At 68.5% G+C, this 16,448-nt stretch carries 14 protein-coding genes and 1 tRNA gene; 6 read left to right on the forward strand and 9 right to left on the reverse strand.

Annotation, left to right across the window (positions count from 1 at the left end):
* Positions 1–9 precede the first annotated feature (9 nt).
* The 5 genes from C3942_RS06770 to C3942_RS06790 all read right to left on the reverse strand — a co-directional run bounded on the left by C3942_RS06770 (position 10) and on the right by C3942_RS06790 (position 5,929).
* Positions 10–1,233, reverse strand: a complete 1,224-nt coding sequence (locus tag C3942_RS06770; protein WP_104229623.1) for an acetylornithine/succinyldiaminopimelate transaminase — start codon at positions 1,231–1,233, stop codon at positions 10–12.
* A gap of 122 nt (positions 1,234–1,355) precedes the next feature.
* Positions 1,356–2,348, reverse strand: coding sequence for a Csu type fimbrial protein (locus C3942_RS06775; protein WP_104229624.1), 993 nt, complete (start codon positions 2,346–2,348; stop codon positions 1,356–1,358).
* On the reverse strand, positions 2,345–4,714 hold the full coding sequence (locus tag C3942_RS06780; RefSeq protein ID WP_165797357.1) for a fimbria/pilus outer membrane usher protein: 2,370 nt from the start codon (positions 4,712–4,714) through the stop codon (positions 2,345–2,347). The genes C3942_RS06775 and C3942_RS06780 overlap by 4 nt, the downstream gene beginning before the upstream one ends.
* The gene (locus C3942_RS06785) at positions 4,665–5,393 is read right to left on the reverse strand and encodes a fimbrial biogenesis chaperone (protein WP_104229626.1); all 729 of its coding nucleotides are present in this window, start codon (positions 5,391–5,393) and stop codon (positions 4,665–4,667) included. Before C3942_RS06785 ends, C3942_RS06780 begins: the two co-directional genes overlap by 50 nt.
* 35 nt (positions 5,394–5,428) lie before the next feature.
* Complete coding sequence (locus C3942_RS06790) at positions 5,429–5,929, reverse strand: Csu type fimbrial protein (protein ID WP_104229627.1); 501 nt, start codon at positions 5,927–5,929, stop codon at positions 5,429–5,431.
* A 343-nt stretch (positions 5,930–6,272) separates the two neighbouring features.
* Here C3942_RS06790 and C3942_RS06795 point away from each other — a divergent pair, with 343 nt between their 5' ends.
* Positions 6,273–6,722, forward strand: coding sequence for a PA2169 family four-helix-bundle protein (locus C3942_RS06795; RefSeq protein WP_104229628.1), 450 nt, complete (start codon positions 6,273–6,275; stop codon positions 6,720–6,722).
* A gap of 68 nt (positions 6,723–6,790) precedes the next feature.
* On the opposite strand, the gene C3942_RS06800 is transcribed toward C3942_RS06795, so the two are convergent.
* Together C3942_RS06800 and C3942_RS06805 are read right to left on the reverse strand one after the other, a co-directional pair.
* A tRNA-Ala gene (locus tag C3942_RS06800) sits at positions 6,791–6,866 on the reverse strand.
* Between the two features lie 57 nt (positions 6,867–6,923).
* Complete coding sequence (locus C3942_RS06805) at positions 6,924–7,346, reverse strand: secondary thiamine-phosphate synthase enzyme YjbQ (protein WP_104229629.1); 423 nt, start codon at positions 7,344–7,346, stop codon at positions 6,924–6,926.
* Positions 7,347–7,358: 12 nt separating this feature from the next.
* Here C3942_RS06805 and C3942_RS21990 point away from each other — a divergent pair, with 12 nt between their 5' ends.
* Positions 7,359–7,748: a hypothetical protein gene (locus tag C3942_RS21990; RefSeq protein WP_133164248.1), complete on the forward strand. Its 390-nt coding sequence runs from the start codon at positions 7,359–7,361 to the stop codon at positions 7,746–7,748.
* A gap of 165 nt (positions 7,749–7,913) precedes the next feature.
* On the opposite strand, the gene C3942_RS06815 is transcribed toward C3942_RS21990, so the two are convergent.
* Entirely contained in the window at positions 7,914–8,639 is a 726-nt protein-coding gene (locus C3942_RS06815; protein ID WP_104229631.1) for an LOG family protein, read from the reverse strand.
* A gap of 121 nt (positions 8,640–8,760) precedes the next feature.
* Here C3942_RS06815 and C3942_RS06820 point away from each other — a divergent pair, with 121 nt between their 5' ends.
* Positions 8,761–9,717: a beta-ketoacyl-ACP synthase III gene (locus tag C3942_RS06820; RefSeq protein WP_104229632.1), complete on the forward strand. Its 957-nt coding sequence runs from the start codon at positions 8,761–8,763 to the stop codon at positions 9,715–9,717.
* A 94-nt stretch (positions 9,718–9,811) separates the two neighbouring features.
* Here the strand turns inward: C3942_RS06820 and prpR are convergent, their stop codons facing one another.
* Complete coding sequence (gene prpR / locus C3942_RS06825; RefSeq protein WP_243393534.1) at positions 9,812–11,386, reverse strand: propionate catabolism operon regulatory protein PrpR; 1,575 nt, start codon at positions 11,384–11,386, stop codon at positions 9,812–9,814.
* Between the two features lie 190 nt (positions 11,387–11,576).
* Between prpR and prpB the strand changes: the two genes are divergently transcribed.
* From prpB to acnD, 3 genes are all read left to right on the forward strand, one after another.
* Positions 11,577–12,461, forward strand: a complete 885-nt coding sequence (prpB, locus tag C3942_RS06830) for a methylisocitrate lyase (protein ID WP_104229634.1) — start codon at positions 11,577–11,579, stop codon at positions 12,459–12,461.
* 30 nt (positions 12,462–12,491) lie between these two features.
* Entirely contained in the window at positions 12,492–13,646 is a 1,155-nt protein-coding gene (gene prpC, locus C3942_RS06835; protein WP_104229635.1) for a bifunctional 2-methylcitrate synthase/citrate synthase, read from the forward strand.
* Positions 13,647–13,746: 100 nt separating this feature from the next.
* Positions 13,747–16,362, forward strand: coding sequence for a Fe/S-dependent 2-methylisocitrate dehydratase AcnD (gene acnD / locus C3942_RS06840; RefSeq protein ID WP_104229636.1), 2,616 nt, complete (start codon positions 13,747–13,749; stop codon positions 16,360–16,362).
* The last annotated feature ends 86 nt before the right edge of the window (positions 16,363–16,448 follow it).

The following is a 16,448-nucleotide window of genomic DNA, read 5'->3' on the forward strand; positions in this document are numbered from 1 at the left end:
GCTGTGCGTTCAGGCCACCGCGGCTCCAGCCGAGCCGGCGAGCTCCGCGCAGGCCGCGTCGAGGCGGCGCAGCGCCTCGGCCAGGTCGGCCTCGGAGATGTTCAGGGCCGGCGCGAAGCGCAGCACGTCCGGGCCGGCCACCAGCAGCCATACACCCTGCTTCAGGCCGGCGCTGACCACGTCCTTGGCGCGGCCCTTCCAGGCTTCCGCCAGCGGCGCGCCCAGCAGCAGCCCCAGGCCGCGCACCTCGCCGAACAGGCCGTAGCGGCGGCCGATCTGCTCCAGGCCCTGGCGCAGCTGCACGCCGCGGGCCCGCACGTTGGCCAGGGTCTCGGGCCGCGCGATCTCCTCCAGCGCCGCGCCGGCCACGGCGCAGGCCAGCGGATTGCCGCCGTAGGTCGAGCCGTGCGTGCCGAAGGCCAGCGTCTCGGCCAGCTTCGCCGTGGTCAGCATGGCGCCCACCGGGAAGCCGCCGCCGAGGCCCTTGGCCGTGGTCAGGATGTCCGGGGTCACGCCCATCTCCATGTACGCGAACAGCGCGCCGCTGCGGCCATTGCCGGTCTGCACCTCGTCGAAGATCATCAGTGCATGGTGCTTCTCGCACAGGGCGCGGACGCCCTTGAGAAAGGCCTCGGTGGCCGGCGTCACGCCGCCCTCCCCCTGAACCGGCTCCAGCACCACGGCGCAGGTCTTGTCGCTGATGTGGTCCGCCAGCGTTTCCAGGTCGTTGTACGGCAGGTGCGTGATGTTGCCCGGCAGCGGCTCGAAGCCCTTGGTGTACTTCTCCTGCCCGCCCACGCTCACCGTGAACAGCGTGCGGCCGTGGAAGCCGTTGTAGAACGAGATGATCTCGTTCTTCTCCGGGCTCTGGTTGTTGCCCCAGCGCCGCGCCAGCTTGAAGGCCGCCTCGTTGGCCTCGGAACCGCTGTTGCAGAAGAACACGCGCTCGGCGAAGGTCAGCTCGGTGAGCCGCTTCGCCAGCTTCAGCGCCGGCTCGTTGGTCATGACGTTGGAGATGTGCCAGAGCTTCTGCGACTGCTCGGCAATGGCCTTGACCAGCAGCGGATGGCAGTGGCCCAGGCCGGTCACGGCGATGCCGCAGGCCAGGTCCAGGTAGTCGCGGCCCTGCTGGTCCCAGATGCGCGAGCCTTCGCCGCGCACGGGGATGATCTCCGCGGGGGCGTAGTTGGGAACCATCACCTCGTTGAACAGCTGGCGATCGAGCTGCGACATCTTCCTTCTCCACAACGGCAAAAGGTCCGCCTCGCGGACCCAGGGGTCGAATTATATCCCCCCACGCCCGCCTTGCCAGGGTGGGCTTTCGCGGGGCACGACGGCGGGCGCGGCAACGGGCCCTAGTAGTAGATCGTGACCGTAACGGTATCGCTGTAGGCCCCGGCCCGGGGTGTCGGCTGCGGCGCCACCCGGCCATAGATGGTGACGTTCTGCGCGCTGCCGGTGCCGGTGCCGGCCACGGTGTCCGACCCCTGGGTGTTGCCCCAGCGCTGGCTGTAGCCGCTGTCGCGGTAGAGCTCGTAGCTCACATGGTTGCCGGCGGCGCTCTTCATGCGCCGCGTCGAGCCGGAGGCGTTGAGGCCGTTGTTGAGGCCCAGCTGGTAGGGCGTGGTGTTGGTGCAGCGCGGCTTCACGATGGCGGTGGTGTCGTAGTTGGAGACCAGCAGGCCCCGGGTGCCGAAATCGATGTTCTCCACCGTGAAGCTGGGATCGCACTGCGCCGTGGCCTGCGCCTGCGCGGTGAAGGCGAAGCTGCCGGAGCCGCTGCCGTTGCCGCCGCTGGCGCAGCTGGCCGGGTAGCCCAGCAGGCCCAGCAGGAATTCGTTGTACTGGTAGACCAGCTCGGTGTGACTGCCGCTGAAGGCATTGGAATAGCTGCCCGGCACCGCGGTGGTCTGCCCGGCGGGCACGCGGCCGTAGACCGTGAAGCTGCCGCTGGCGCTGGCGCTGCCGAGCAGCGCGCCGATCTCCATGGTCGTCTCCACGGCGCCGTAGCTGTTGGAGCGCGTGCCCCAGATCAGGCTGCGGCCGGAATCCTTGTAGAGGTTGAAGTACAACGGATTGGCGCCGCTGGTCATCTGCCGCGGGTTGAAGTTGCCAGCGCCCTGCGCGCCCGCGCCGATGCTGAAGCACAGGCGCACGCGCGAGGAAGACAGGATGCTGGTGATGGTGCAGCTGTAGTTCAGCGTCGCCGTCACGTCGACGTTGCCGCCGAAGGGGCTGACCGGACCGAAGTTGATGTCGGACAGGCTGGCCGAGCAGCTGGTGGAGGCCTGCGCCGGCCGCGCGCCCAGCCCCAGCAGGAGCAGCAGCAGGACCGCGAGGCGCCTCATGGCGGCTCCCCCCGGCAGGTGAAGGGACCCAGCGCCGGGATACCGACGGCCTGCGCCGTCCAGGCGAAGCGGATCTCGCAGGCCTCGCCCTGCGGCGTCACGACGCTGATGCGGTTGTCGGCCGAAAGGCCCTCCAGGTACACCTGCCCGTCGTAGCCCAGCATCTGCGGTGCGGACGCGCCGCCCTGCAGCCGCACCCGGCTGCCCAGCGGCAGCGGCTGGCCTTGCGCATCGGTCAGCGTCAGCACCGCCGCGCGCACCTCGCGCAGGCCGAAGTCGAGCAGCACGCCGGCGCGGTCGCGCGGCACCACCCGCCCCTCCACCGCCGCCGCCTGCAGCTGTGCCGGCAGCTCCAGGGCGTCGATGGAGACGCGGTTGGACTGCCAGGCATTGAGATTGCCCAGCAGGTAGTGCCCCTGCGCGTCGGTGCGGCCGATGGGGCGGTTCTCCAGGTAGACCGGCACGCCGGGAACCCCGCTGCTGGAAACCAGCACGAAGGCATCGTCGACGCGGCGGCCGGCGAAGACGTCGCGGTCCATCCACAACAGGCCGCCGGAATAGCTGGCATAGGCAGCCTCCACGGTATCGACCGAGCCGAGCCCCGCGACGACCTGGCCATGGTCGCCGCGGTAGGAACCCTCGGCCTGCCAGTCCTGGACGCCGCCGCCCTGGCGGGTACGCAGGCTCCAGCCGGCGCCGCCATCCACCGGGGGCGTGCTGGCGAGGTCGGCGCCGTACAGGTCCCGTCCCCGGCTGCGCTGCAGGTTGGCGCTGAGGAAGGTCCGCGAGCTGAAGTTCCAGACCAGTCCGGCGAACAGCGAGAGGTCGTCGGCATCGTCGAGGTTGCGCGTCGCGTTGGCGAACAGGCTGGCGCCGCGCGGCAGGCCCAGGCTATAGCCGACACCGGCATAGTGCTGGCGTCCCTCCTCGTCGGTGTCGAGGCGGCTGTAGTTCAGCGAGACGCTGCCCGCGGGGCCGAACTGCAGGCCGGCCACCGCCTGCGCGCTGCGCCGCGGCGGCGCCTCGCCCTCGACGCCGGCGATGTCGCGGTAGTCGTCGAAGGCCTCGTTGATGCCGAAGCCGAGGTTGAAACGCGGCTGCACCCAGCTGTAGCCCAGGCTGGCGAGGCCGCCCGCCGCGTCGCCGCCACTGGCCGCATAGGCGGCGTTGACCACGCCGGCGCTGCCCAGGCGCAGCACGGCACCGAGACCGCCGAGCACCAGCCCCTCCCCGGCCTCGGCATGGCCCTCCAGGGTCAGCCACTCGCGCCAGCCGTGGCGCAGGCTGCCGCTGGCCGCTGGCACATCGCCGTAGCGGAAGGAACGCAGGCCATATTCGCGGCGCACCGCGCCGGCTTCGAGCGACCAGTCGCTGAGGCCGGCCCCCAGCAACTGGCTGCTGCTGTAGAACGGGAAGCTGATGGCATTGCGCCGCCCCAGCGCATCCGTCACGACGACCTGGGCCTGCCCGGCGCCGTTGACGCCGGGCACCGCGAACAGCTGGAACGGCCCCGGGGCCACCTCGCCCTCGTACTGGCGCATGCCGTTGACATACAGCTCCACGCTGGACGGCAGGGTCGCCTGGCCGAAGAAAGCCGGGAGCGGATAGGTGATGAGTCCGGGCTGCAGGGCGAAATTGCGCCGCAGCTGCACGCCGCCCATGCGCGTGGCGCGGGTCCAGCCGAGGCTGCCGCCGGCGAAGTCACCGAGATTGAGCGTGGCCAGGCGGTCCTGGAAGGAGGCGCTCCAGGTGGTATCGAGGCGGATGTAGGGTTCGTCCTGGCGTTCGCTGCCGAAAGCAGAGAGGCCGGTGCTGCTGAACAGGCCCCAGCCGCCGAAGCCGCGCAGTTCGGTCAGCGCGCTGAAGCTGCGCGTGCCGCCCTCGCCGGCGTTGCCATAGAGATCGTAGTTGAGCAGGGCGCCGGGAGTGACGCGCGCCGGATGGCTCGCGGCGGGTTCGAGGTTGAGACGCTGCGTGGCTCGGCCGATGCGGGCTCCGGCGGCGGTGAAGTCGAGCCTCTGGTTGGGCATGTCCACGGCATAGTCCAGGCCGGGGATCGAGGCGAGGTCGAGGTAGCGGTCCTGCGGCAGGCCATCGGTGCGGATGCCGGCATCGCGGAGGTTTTCCGGCCAGACGTGGTAGCGGCCGTCGGCCGTCATCGCCACGTGCAGCACGCGCTGCGTGCCGACGCCGTTGAGCCAGACCTCCAGGTAGAGATCCATCTGGCTGCCGGCCATGCCCGGGCCGCGCAGCAGGCCGATGTTGGGGGTATCCGCCTCCAGGGCTGGCGCGGCGCCGGCCGCGGACAGCAGCAGGCTAGCGAACACCAGCGGCCAGGCGCAGCGGATAGCGCTCCGGGGTGCCATCGATCCTGGCCCGGACCTCGGTGGTGGCGAGGGCGGCTGCATCCAGCTTCAGCGGCCAGCGGCAGCTGGCGCCGGCCAGCACGTAGCCCAGCAGGCCGGGACGCCGGAGCAGGTTGCGGCCCTGGCCGTCGAGCAGTTCGATGTCGGTGACCTTGGCACGCCGCGCCCCCTTGTTGTCGGTGATCAACGTCAGCTTGTCGCCCTGCCGCTCCACCCGCCATTCCAGCGCCGGGGCCGTGGAAGGCGCCGTGTCGGCAAAGGCGGGAATCGAGAACTGCATGACGAAGTGCAGGCCCTGCTGCGGCTTCGCCGGGTCGGGAAGTTCGTCCACCAGGATGCGGTAGCTGCCCTCCGCCGTGCCGGGGGATGCGGCGCGGATCACGCGCACCAGCTGCTTCTGGCCCGGCTGCAGCGCGATCATCGGCGGACTCAGCACCAGGTCGCGGGTCGGCAGCAACTGGTCCTTGCCTCCCTCCTGGGTCCAGGCGAAGGCGCGCAGCTGCGCATCGATCTTCTGGTCGCCGGTATTGCTCAGCCACAGCGCCTGCGCCGGCGCGGCACGGGAGAATTCCAGCGATATCGGGGTCACGCTGAGGCCGGCAGCCCCTGCCGCCGTGGCGGCCAGCAGGCTGGCGGCAGCCGCCAGCCCGCTCGACAACACCCGGTATCCCCTTGGCATCGGCCCCCTCCCCTGAAGGCGGAAGCGGTACGCCCTCAGTAGGTGACCGTCACCACCACCGTGTCAGCATAGCTGCCCGCCGGGGGCGTTGTCTGTGCCGGCACGCGGCCATAGACGGTGAAGGACTGCTCCGTGCCGGTGCCGGTGCTGCCGACGGTGTTGGTATCCACCGCCTCGCCCCAGACCGTGTTGCGGCCGCTGTCGCTGTACATGTTGTAGCTGACGTAGTGGGAAGAGCCGTCGGTCATGCGGCGGGTGTTGACGTTGTTGGCCGCGGACTCGTTGGCGCCCGCGTCCAGGCCGAGGTCGAAGTCGGCGCCGGTGGTGCAGGTGACCTTGATCGTCGAGGTGGTGTCGACGTTGGCGACCAGCACGCCCTGCGGGCCGAAGTTGAGATTGGTCGGCGCCGTCGTCAGCGCGCAGGTGTTCTGGATGGTGATCTGCGCCTGGAAATTGCCGGTAACCGTCGCCGCCACGGCGGGGGCCGCGCCGGCCATGGCCATGACGCCGGCCGCTGCAATCTGGAACCTGTTCATACCGCTGTCTCCTGGTACACGGGGTGTGTAAGTGAATACTTACATCAGCCCGCGACGGGAAACTGTCGCAGCCTACGAACGGCAGACGTCAAGGGACCGACGGCAATTTAATCTTTTTAAATCAGTAATGTAGAGAAATCATACTGGTCTGGATTGAAAATCCATCCGAGCCCGATTGTAAGGTTTTCCCTTATCTGAAGATGCTACCCAAGGGCCTGTTTACGCATGGGATTTTTCGGCGCATCTTTGGCGTGCGAAGAAAACCGCCGGCGGCGAGCCCGTGGTCAGGACTCCTCCGGCGCCCCGGGACCCCGGTCCCGAGCTGCGAGAGGAAGGAGCGACCATGACCGACCTGGATACCATCACCGCCTTCAACGAGCTGATCGAGACCTCGCTGGATACCGAGCGCGGCTTCCGTGCCGCCTCCGAGGAGGCCTATCACGCCGAACTCAAGGAACTGCTGAAGGACTGCGCGCGCGACAGCGCCCATGCCGCCACGGAACTGCAGGCCGCGGTGCGGTCAATGGGCGGCAGGCCCGAGGAGATCGGCACCACGGCGTCCAGCCTGGGCCGCGGCTGGCTGCACCTGAAAGCGCTGGCGCTGGGCCGCGACGAGGGCGCGATCCTGGACGAGGTGGAGCGCTTCGAGCATGACGCGGAACGGCGCTACGAGCACGCGCTGGGCGTGGACATGCCGCAGGAGATGCATGCCCTGGTGCAGCGCCAGTACGAGAGCCTGCGCCGCCATCACCAGGACCTGCGCGGCATGCGCCAGCGCTATTCCCTGCACTGAAGGATTCGGGCAGGGCCAGACAAAAGAAAAAAGCCAGGCGCGAGCCTGGCTTTTCCTTTCCCGGGTCTTGGTGGAGCGAAAGGGGATCGAACCCTCGACCTCCGCATTGCGAACGCGGCGCTCTCCCAGCTGAGCTATCGCCCCGTGAAGGGGGCGTATTCTAGCAACTCGACGCCAAAACGCCAGCGCAGCAGCCCGGCCTCAGGCGCCCAGCACGGTGACCACGAGTTCGCGCCGCTGCCCCTGGCGGCGGTGCTCCCAGAGGTAGATGCCCTGCCAGGTCCCCAGCGCCAGCCGGCCGTCGCGCACGGGGATGGTCAGCTCATGCCCGCCCAGCAGGTTGCGCACATGCGCCGGCATGTCGTCAGGACCTTCCTCGTCATGTTCGAAGCGCGGATCGCCGTCCGGCACCGCGTCGCCCATCCAGCGCTCCAGGTCCACCCGCACCGCCGGCGCCGCGTTCTCGGTGATGCACACCGACGCCGAGGTGTGGCGCAGGAAGACGTGGCAGAGCCCCATGGCGATGCCAGCGCTGCGCGCCACGCCGGCCACCTCGCCGCTGATCTCGGTGAAGCCGCGGCCGCGGGTGCCGAAGCTCAGCGACTGCTGGTGGATGCGGGTCATGGCGGATCCTGGATGCTTGCGCAACGAATGCGGGGGGCGCTAAAACTGCCTCGCCAAGCCGATGATCGGCAAGCGCTTTTGCAGGGGGCTTCCCTCGCGAAAAAAAGCTTGATAAATACGCCTCCCGATTTTGACGCGAGTTTTACTGAGGTCAAAGCATCGATGCCGCGCAAGCCGAAGAAAGCCCAACAGCAGCCTGAAGCCCCCAAGAGCTACGACGAGTTCGTGGACGAGGCCGAGGGCGTTGACGAAGACGTCTCCAGCGCGGAGAACGCTCGCAATGCGCAGGCGCAGTCGAAACTGCGCGACTGGCGCGACGTCGAGAAGTTCAAGGAAGAACGCGCCCTGCGCCGGGCGATCGACGAAGATCCGGACTTCGACGAACCCCGCCGGCGCCGATAAGGCCGCCATCGAACCGCGGCACGGCCGTGGGTGGTGAGCCGGCCGGACCATGGACGGAATGGCCATGGCGCAGGGATGGCACCGTCCGCGGCAAGACTTCAGCAAGCCCTCAAGCCCGGCCCGGCCATCATGGCCGGGCGTTCGGCAGCCTCGACGCTCCCGCGCCTATGCCGTCCCCGGCGAGTGGTACTTCTCGAGTTCCGGCACGAGGTATCCCATCGCCTCGTCGATGCTGTCGCAGATGCGGAACAGTTCCAGGTCCTTCTCGCTGATCAGCTTGCGATCCGCCAGCAGGCGGAAGTCGAACAGGTCCTCCCAGAACTCGCGGCCGTAGAGCACGATCGGCATCGGTGCCGACTTGCCGGTCTGGGTCAGCGTCAGCAGCTCGAACAGTTCGTCCATCGTGCCGAAGCCGCCCGGGAAGATCACCGCGGCCCGGGCCAGGTTCATGAACCAGAACTTGCGCATGAAGAAGTAGTGGAACTCCAGCGCCTGCGCGAACTCCACGTGCGGGTTGCCGTGCTGCTCGAAGGGCAGCGAGATGCCCAGGCCGATGTTGAGGCTGCGGTCTACCCGGGCGGCGCCCTCGTGGGCGGCCTCCATGATGCCGGGACCGCCGCCGGTGCAGACGTAGTAGCGCTCGCCCTGGCCGTGCGATTCCGTGGTCCAGCGCGCCAGCTTCTCGGCGAAATCCGCGGCCTCGGTGTAGAAGTCCCGCCCCAGGTCCGGCTTCGCGCGGGTGCGGGCGGAGCCGAAGAAGATCACCGCGTTGCGGATGCCCAGCTTCTTGAAGCGCCGGGCCGGCTCCATGTACTCGGCGAGGATGCGGATGGCCCGCGCCTCCTCGCTCATCAGGAATTCCTCGTTCTTGTAGGCCTTGATCAGTTCCATGCGGCTCCTCCGGGAGGCGGCGAGTGTAGCAGCGGTGGATTTAGTCCCCTTGGGTGGCGTACCCGAATGGCGCCTCGGTTAAGATGCCCGCCCCTCCCCCTCTTCCTCGCAGGAGCGGTACATGCGTTCACGGATCGTCGGCACCGGCAGCTACCTGCCCGCCCAGAGCCTCAGCAACCAGGAGCTCGAGAGCCGCATCGACACCACCGACGAGTGGATCTTCCAGCGCACCGGCATCCGCAGCCGCCACGTCGCCGCCGAGAACGAGCACACTTCCGACCTGGCGCTGCAGGCCGCCAGGCAGGCCATGGAGATGGCGGGCGTCACCGCCGCCGACCTCGACCTGATCATCGTGGCCACCACCACGCCGGACATGATCTTCCCGTCCACCGCCTGCCTGCTGCAGGCCAAGCTGGGCGCGCGCAGCTGCGCGGCCTTCGACGTGCAGGCGGTCTGCACCGGCTTCGTCTACGCCCTGGCCACGGCCGACAAGTTCGTCAACAGCGGCCAGTCGAAGTGCGCGCTGGTGGTGGGGGCCGAGAAGTTCTCGCGCCTGCTGGACTGGAGCGACCGCCGCACCTGCGTGCTGTTCGGCGACGGCGCCGGCGCGGTGGTGCTCAAGCCCGATCCGGAGCACGGCATCCTGTCCACCCACCTGAAGGCCGACGGCTCGCAGTCGCACATCCTCCAGGTCCCCGGCTTCGTCGACAACGGCGAGATCGGCGGCCATGCCTTCGTGCAGATGGACGGCCAGGCGGTGTTCCGCTTCGCAGTGAAAGCGCTGGACGAAATCTGCAAGGAAACCCTGGCCGCCAACGGCATCGAGGGCAAGGACATCGACTGGCTGGTGCCCCACCAGGCCAACATCCGCATCATCATGGCCACCGCCGAGAAGCTGGGCATGCCGACCGACCGCATCGTCACCACGCTGGAGCGCCAGGGCAATACGTCGGCAGCGTCGGTGCCGCTGGCACTGGACACGGCGGTGCGCGACGGACGCATCCAGCGCGGCCAGACGGTACTTCTTGAAGCAGTGGGTGGCGGGATGACCTGGGGTGCTGCTCTTCTGAGGTGGTAGCACCCGCCTTGCAGGAGCGGCCGTTGGCCGCGACACGCCGGTGATCATGAGGCCTCCCTGTCGCGGCCAACGGCCGCTCCGGCAGGGCGCGCAATCAACCCGCGCTAAGCCAACGCCAAAGCGTCGTCCGCGAAACCCCCAGCATCTCTGCCGCCTTCGCCCGGTCTCCACCCGCAGCCTGCAAGGCCCGCCCGATCGCCGCCGCATCCGGCCGCTGCCGCCCCCTGGGCGCCGGCAAGGCTTCCGCAACCGCCGGCGCCACCGTCCCCGCCAACTCCGGCGCGTAGCGCAGCAACAAGGGCCGCGTCAGCGCCGACAGCGGCGACTGTGCCGGCACCAGCACGGCGATGCGCTCGGCCAGGTTGCGCAGCTCGCGCACGTTGCCCGGCCAGGAATGCCCCAGCAGCAGCGCGCGCGCCGGCTCGTCGATCACCATGGCGCCGGCCCCGGCCGCGCGCAGGAAGCCCATCAGCAGCAGCGGCACGTCCTCGGCATGCTCGCGCAGCGGCGCCAGCGCCAGGCGCAGCACGTTGAGCCGGTAGTAGAGATCGCGGCGGAAGCGCCCTTCGGCCACCAGGCCGTCCAGTTCACGGTGCGTGGCGGCGATCACGCGAACATCCACCGGCGTGGGGCGCACACTGCCCACGCGCAGCACCTCGCGCTCCTCCAGCACGCGCAGCAGGCGCGTCTGCAGCGGCAGCGGCATCTCGCCGATCTCGTCGAGGAACAGGGTGCCGCCATTGGCGGCCTCGATCAGGCCGACGCGGCCGCCGCGGCGCGAGCCGGTGAAGGCGCCGTCGGCGTAGCCGAACAGCTCGGACTCCAGCAGCGACTCGGCGATGGCGCCGCAGTTGACCGCGACGAAGGGCGCCGCGCGGCGCGGGCTGGCCCCGTGAAGGGCCTGCGCCACCAGCTCCTTGCCCGTGCCGGTCTCGCCGCTGATCAGCACGGTGCGGTCGCTGGCACCGTAGAGGCGCACCTGGTCGCGCAGGGCGACCATGGATTCGCTGTTGCCGATCAGGCGGCGCAGGCTGTAGCGCGAGTCCGGCGCCACCGCCGGGTCGCGCCGCGGGCCGGCGCGGGCCGCCGACAGCATGCGCGCGAGATCGATCGCCTGCTCGAAGGCGCGCCGGATCGCGTCCGGCGAGTACATCAGGATGCCGGCGACACCGGATCGGTCGGCCAGTTCGGAGACGTAGCCGGTGCCGACGATGGCGCCGCAACCCATCGAGATCAGCTCGGCGACGAGGTCCCTCGCCTCCTCGGTGTTGGTATAGGAGCGCTGCTCGATCTCCAGGCCGAACTGCTGCTTGAAGGCGGTGAAGGCCGGCAGCGGCGCGCCGTAGGTCACCACGCCGATGCGGTCCGAATGGCGCCGCGCGCGGGTCAGGGCCTGCATCAGGTCGAAGCCGTCGGGACGCACCAGCACGATGGGCTTGTCGATGCGGTTGCGCAGGTACTCGCCGTTGGAGCCGGCGGACAGCACCACGTCGCAGTCTTCGCTACGCAGGCGCTCGCGGATGTGCGTGACCGCCTCCTCGAAGCCGAGGTCGATGGTCTCGATATGGGCCCGGCCGTCGAAGTCCGGGGTCACCTCGCGCATCAGGCTCGACAGGCGGGTGACGCTGACGGTCCAGATCGTGGGAAGCGGGGCGTCGCTGGTCTGCATGCCGCGCATTATGTTTCATTTTGCGTTTCATTTGTTTCATGAAACACACGACCCCACAGGATGCAACGCAAGCATCCCCCATGCGAAGTGAAAAATTCTTTTTATTTCATGTTGTTGTAGCGTCACTCCGGGCTGGCACAGCTCTTGGGTACGAATCGCCGCCTGTCCCCGCCAACCGAGGAGCAACCCCATGACGTTTTCCGCCGGCGCCAACTTCCGCGCCGCCATTGCCGCCGAAAAGCCGCTGCAGGTGATCGGCGCCATCAACGCCAACCATGCCCTGCTGGCCAAGCGCGCCGGCTTCAAGGCCATCTACCTGTCGGGCGGCGGCGTCGCCGCGGGCAGCCTCGGCCTGCCGGACCTGGGCATCAACACCATGGACGACGTGCTGACCGACACGCGCCGCATCACCGACGTCTGCGACCTGCCGCTGCTGGTCGACATCGACACCGGCTTCGGCCCCTCGGCCTTCAACATCGAGCGCACCATCAAGAGCCTGATCAAGGCCGGCGCCGCCGCCTGCCATATCGAGGACCAGGTCGGCGCCAAGCGCTGCGGCCACCGTCCGGGCAAGGAGATCGTGACCCAGGGCGAGATGACCGACCGCGTGAAGGCCGCCGCCGACGCGCGCACCGACCCGAACTTCTTCCTGATCGCCCGCACCGATGCGATCCAGGCCGAGGGCGTGGATGCCGCCATCGAGCGCGCCATCGCCTGCGTCGAGGCCGGCGCCGACGCGATCTTCGCCGAGGCCGCCTACGACCTGCCCACCTACAAGAAGTTCGTCGATGCGCTGAAGGTGCCGGTACTGGCCAACATCACCGAGTTCGGCGCCACCCCGCTGTTCACCCGCGAGGAGCTGGCCTCGGTCGGCGTCGGCATCCAGCTGTACCCGCTGTCGGCCTTCCGCGCCGCCAACAAGGCCGCCGAGGCGGTCTACACTTCGATCCGCCAGAACGGCCACCAGAAGGACGTGATCGACCTGATGCAGACGCGCGCGGAACTGTACGACCGCATCGGTTATCACGCGTTCGAGAACAAGCTCGACGCCCTCTTTGCCGCCAAGAAGAAGTAAGACGCTTCCCCCATTTCCCAGGAGAGAACCATGAGCGAACCTACCGCCCCGACGTTCAAGCCCAAGAAGTCCGTCGCGCTGTCCGGCACCGCCGCCGGCAACACCGCCCTCTGCACGGTCGGCCGTTCCGGCAACGACCTGCACTACCGCGGCTACGACATCCTCGATGTCGCCGCCCAGTGCGAATTCGAAGAGATCGCCCACCTGCTGGTGCACGGCAAGCTGCCGACCGTCGCCGAACTGGCTGCCTACAAGGCCAAGCTGAAGTCGCTGCGCGGCCTGCCGGCCGCCGTGAAGACCGCGCTCGAGCAGTTGCCGCCCTCCGCCCACCCGATGGACGTGATGCGCACCGGCGTGTCCGTGCTCGGCTGCGTCAAGCCGGAGAAGGACGATCACAACCACCCGGGCGCCCGCGACATCGCCGACAAGCTGATGGCCAGCCTGGGCTCGATGCTGCTGTACTGGTACCACTACGCCTACAACGGCAAGGTGATCGACGTCGAGACCGACGACGACTCCATCGGCGGCCACTTCCTGCACCTGCTGCACGGCACCAAGCCGCCGGAAAGCTGGGTCAAGGCCATGCACACCTCGCTGGTGCTGTACGCCGAGCACGAGTTCAACGCCTCCACCTTCACCACCCGCGTCGTCGCCGGCACCGGCTCCGACATCTACTCCGCGATCTGCGGCGGCATCGGCGCCCTGCGCGGTCCGAAGCACGGCGGCGCCAACGAAGTGGCCTTCGAGATCCAGAAGCGCTACGACAACCCGGATGAGGCGGAAGCCGACATCAAGGCCCGCGTCGAGAAGAAGGAAGTCGTCATCGGCTTCGGCCACCCGGTCTACACCATCGCCGATCCGCGCAACAAGGTGATCAAGGAAGTGGCGCGCGACCTGTCCAGGGAAGCCGGCAGCATGAAGATGTTCGACATCGCCGAACGCCTGGAGACGGTGATGTGGGACATCAAGAAGATGTTCCCGAACCTGGACTGGTTCTCCGCCGTCAGCTACCACGTGATGGGCGTGCCCACCGACATGTTCACCCCGCTGTTCGTGATCGCCCGCACCTCCGGCTGGAGCGCGCACATCATCGAGCAGCGCATCGACGGCAAGATCATCCGCCCGTCGGCGAACTACGTCGGCCCCGAGGACCTGAAGTTCGTCCCGATCAAGGACCGGAAGTAAAGCTGCGAGTAGCGTGGAGGGCCCCCGCGCGCAAGCGCGGGGATCCTAGCGTTACGAGTCAGCGCGAAGAATTAGCCGCCGCCAATTTTCGAGTCGCTCCATGAATACTGCCTTCCGCAAGAACCTCCCCGGCACGAAGCTCGATTTCTACGACGCGCGCGCCGCCGTCGATGCAATCAAGCCCGGCGCCTACGCCACCCTGCCCTACACCGCCCGCGTCCACGCCGAGAACCTCGTGCGCAAGGGCGAGCCCGAGAAGATCAACGCCTACCTGGGCCAGCTGATCGAGCGCAAGCGCGATCTCGACTTCCCCTGGTTCCCGGTGCGCGTGGTCTGCCACGACATCCTCGGCCAGACCGCGCTGGTGGACCTCGCCGGCCTGCGCGACGCGATCGCCGACCAGGGCGGCGACCCGGCCAAGGTCAACCCGGTGGTGCCGGTGCAGCTGATCGTGGACCATTCGCTGGCCGTGGAGCATGGCGGCTTCGAGAAGGATGCCTTCGCCAAGAACCGTGCGATCGAGGATCGCCGCAACGACGATCGCTTCCACTTCATCGACTGGACCAAGCTGGCGTTCAAGAACGTCGACGTGATCCCGGCGGGCAACGGCATCATGCACCAGATCAACCTGGAGCGGATGTCGCCGGTGATCTACACCCAGGACGGCGTCGCCTTCCCGGACACCTGCGTCGGCACCGACTCGCACACGCCGCACGTGGACGCCCTCGGTGTCATCGCCATCGGCGTCGGCGGCCTGGAAGCCGAGAACGTCATGCTGGGCCGCGCCTCCTGGATGCGCCTGCCGGACATCGTCGGCGTGGAGCTGACCGGCCGTCCGCAGCCGAACATCACCGCCACCGACGTGGTGCTGGCCCTGACCGAGTTCCTGCGCAAGGAGAAGGTCGTCGGCGCGTATCTCGAGTTCTTCGGCGAGGGCGCCTCGGCACTGACCATCGGCGACCGCGCCACCATCTCCAACATGTGCCCGGAGTACGGCGCCACCGCGGCGATGTTCTACATCGACCAGCAGACGCTGGACTACCTGACCCTGACCGGCCGCGAGGCCGCGCAGGTGAAGCTGGTGGAAACCTACGCCAAGGCCGCCGGCCTGTGGGCGGACGACCTCAAGACCGCGCAGTACGAGCGCGTGCTGAAGTTCGACCTCTCCACCGTGGTGCGCAACCTGGCCGGCCCGTCCAACCCGCACAAGCGCCTGCCGGTCAGCGCGCTGGGCGAGCGCGAGATCGCTACCCACGACAAGCTGCAGGCCGCCCGCGCCGAGGAGGCCAAGGGCCTGATCCCGGACGGCGGCGTGATCATCGCCGCCATCACCAGCTGCACCAACACCTCCAACCCGCGCAACGTCATCGCCGCCGGCCTGCTGGCGCGCAACGCGGTGAAGGCCGGCCTGGCGCGCAAGCCCTGGGTCAAGTCCTCGCTCGCTCCCGGCTCCAAGGCCGTGGAGCTGTACCTGAAGGAGGCCAACCTGCTCGGCGACCTGGAGCAGCTCGGCTTCGGCATCGTGGCCTTCGCCTGCACCACCTGCAACGGCATGTCCGGCGCGCTGGATCCGAAGATCCAGCAGGAAATCATCGACCGCGACCTGTACGCGACCGCCGTGCTGTCGGGCAACCGCAACTTCGACGGCCGCATCCACCCCTACGCCAAGCAGGCCTTCCTGGCCTCGCCGCCGCTGGTCGTGGCCTACGCCATCGCCGGCACCATCCGCTTCGACATCGAGAAGGACGTGCTGGGCAAGGACCAGGACGGCCGGGAAATCCGCCTGAAGGACATCTGGCCGAGCGACGCGGAGATCGACGCCGTCATCGCCAAGAGCGTGAAGCCGGAGCACTTCCGCCAGGTCTACGAGCCGATGTTCAACTTCAAGATCGTCGAGGACAACAAGACCAAGCCGCAGTACGACTGGCGCCCGCAGAGCACCTACATCCGCCGCCCGCCGTACTGGGAAGGCGCGCTGGCCGGCGAGCGCACGCTCAAGGGCCTGCGTCCGCTGGCCGTGCTGCCGGACAACATCACCACGGACCACCTCTCGCCTTCCAACGCCATCCTGATGGACAGCGCCGCCGGCGAGTACCTGCACAAGATGGGCCTGCCGGAGGAGGACTTCAATTCCTACGCCACGCACCGCGGCGACCACCTCACCGCGCAGCGCGCCACCTTCGCCAATCCGCAGCTGGTCAACGAGATGGTGGTGGTGGATGGCAAGGTCAAGAAGGGTTCGCTGGCGCGCGTGGAGCCGGAAGGCAAGATCATGCGCATGTGGGAAGCCATCGAGACCTACATGAACCGCAAGCAGCCGCTGATCATCGTGGCCGGTGCCGACTACGGCCAGGGCTCCTCGCGTGACTGGGCCGCCAAGGGCGTGCGCCTCGCCGGCGTGGAGGTGATCGCGGCCGAGGGCTTCGAGCGCATCCACCGCACCAACCTGATCGGCATGGGCGTGCTGCCGCTGGAGTTCAAGCCGGGCACCACCCGCCTGACCCTGGGCATCGACGGCACCGAGACCTACGACGTGGTCGGCCAGCTGGCGCCGCGCACGACGCTGACCCTGGTCATCACGCGCAGGAACGGCGAGAAGCTGGAAGTGCCGATGACCTGCCGCCTGGACTCCGACGAAGAAGTGTCGGTCTACCAGGCCGGCGGCGTGCTGCAGCGGTTTGCGCAGGACTTCCTGGCGTCGAACAAGGCGGCGTAAGCGGTATCGGGTCCCCTCTCCCGCTTGCGGGAGAGGGGTTGGGGGAGAGGGTTCTGTAGCGCTTGAAGGCTTTACAGCACCCTCTC

It is taken from the genome of Solimonas fluminis (genome assembly GCF_002930645.1).
Lineage (GTDB): Bacteria > Pseudomonadota > Gammaproteobacteria > Nevskiales > Nevskiaceae > Solimonas_A > Solimonas_A fluminis.

Coding starts and splice junctions, on each gene's coding strand:
- C3942_RS06790 (WP_104229627.1), bottom strand. CDS start 5,929: ATGAACAGGTTCCAGATTGCAGCGGCCGGCGTCATGGCCATGGCCGGC.
- C3942_RS06820 (WP_104229632.1), top strand. CDS start 8,761: ATGCGTTCACGGATCGTCGGCACCGGCAGCTACCTGCCCGCCCAGAGC.
- C3942_RS21990 (WP_133164248.1), top strand. CDS start 7,359: ATGCTTGCGCAACGAATGCGGGGGGCGCTAAAACTGCCTCGCCAAGCC.
- C3942_RS06795 (WP_104229628.1), top strand. CDS start 6,273: ATGACCGACCTGGATACCATCACCGCCTTCAACGAGCTGATCGAGACC.
- C3942_RS06785 (WP_104229626.1), bottom strand. CDS start 5,393: ATGCCAAGGGGATACCGGGTGTTGTCGAGCGGGCTGGCGGCTGCCGCC.
- C3942_RS06775 (WP_104229624.1), bottom strand. CDS start 2,348: ATGAGGCGCCTCGCGGTCCTGCTGCTGCTCCTGCTGGGGCTGGGCGCG.
- acnD (WP_104229636.1), top strand. CDS start 13,747: ATGAATACTGCCTTCCGCAAGAACCTCCCCGGCACGAAGCTCGATTTC.
- prpR (WP_243393534.1), bottom strand. CDS start 11,386: ATGCAGACCAGCGACGCCCCGCTTCCCACGATCTGGACCGTCAGCGTC.
- prpB (WP_104229634.1), top strand. CDS start 11,577: ATGACGTTTTCCGCCGGCGCCAACTTCCGCGCCGCCATTGCCGCCGAA.
- C3942_RS06780 (WP_165797357.1), bottom strand. CDS start 4,714: ATGGCACCCCGGAGCGCTATCCGCTGCGCCTGGCCGCTGGTGTTCGCT.
- prpC (WP_104229635.1), top strand. CDS start 12,492: ATGAGCGAACCTACCGCCCCGACGTTCAAGCCCAAGAAGTCCGTCGCG.
- C3942_RS06805 (WP_104229629.1), bottom strand. CDS start 7,346: ATGACCCGCATCCACCAGCAGTCGCTGAGCTTCGGCACCCGCGGCCGC.
- C3942_RS06770 (WP_104229623.1), bottom strand. CDS start 1,233: ATGTCGCAGCTCGATCGCCAGCTGTTCAACGAGGTGATGGTTCCCAAC.
- C3942_RS06815 (WP_104229631.1), bottom strand. CDS start 8,639: ATGGAACTGATCAAGGCCTACAAGAACGAGGAATTCCTGATGAGCGAG.